This is a genomic window from candidate division KSB1 bacterium (assembly GCA_034505495.1).
In the GTDB taxonomy this organism is placed as follows: domain Bacteria; phylum Zhuqueibacterota; class Zhuqueibacteria; order Residuimicrobiales; family Krinioviventaceae; genus Fontimicrobium_A.
Genome location: JAPDQV010000071.1, coordinates 7267 through 7575 on the forward strand (window position 1 = coordinate 7267; position 309 = coordinate 7575).

The following is a 309-nucleotide window of genomic DNA, read 5'->3' on the forward strand; positions in this document are numbered from 1 at the left end:
ATACCAGGTTGTTGCGACGCAGATAATTTGAGTATAGTTTTCCGACCTCCGGTTCGAAAGGTAATCAAGCCGAAAAGCATTGGTTATTTTTGCATTTTCCAAAGCACTGAAGATCAGACGAACGAATTCAGGGTAGGCAGAGTCATTATTGAGAAAAAAATCCAAATCGTCGCTGTAACGATGATTAAAATAGTGACGGCTCAGCGCCGTACCACCGGATAGATAGAACGGCGTTCCGAGCCCGTCGACGAGTTTCATCACCCCATTCTGGAAAGGATACAGGCTCTCCCTGTAATACTTTGCGAATTC

At 45.0% G+C, this 309-nt stretch carries 1 protein-coding gene; it reads right to left on the reverse strand.

Translation table 11 applies throughout. The features are described from left to right. On the reverse strand, window positions 1–258 hold a 258-nt coding region (locus tag ONB24_15245; protein MDZ7317466.1), incomplete at its 3' end, for a nucleotidyl transferase AbiEii/AbiGii toxin family protein. Between the last annotated feature and the right edge of the window lie 51 nt (window positions 259–309).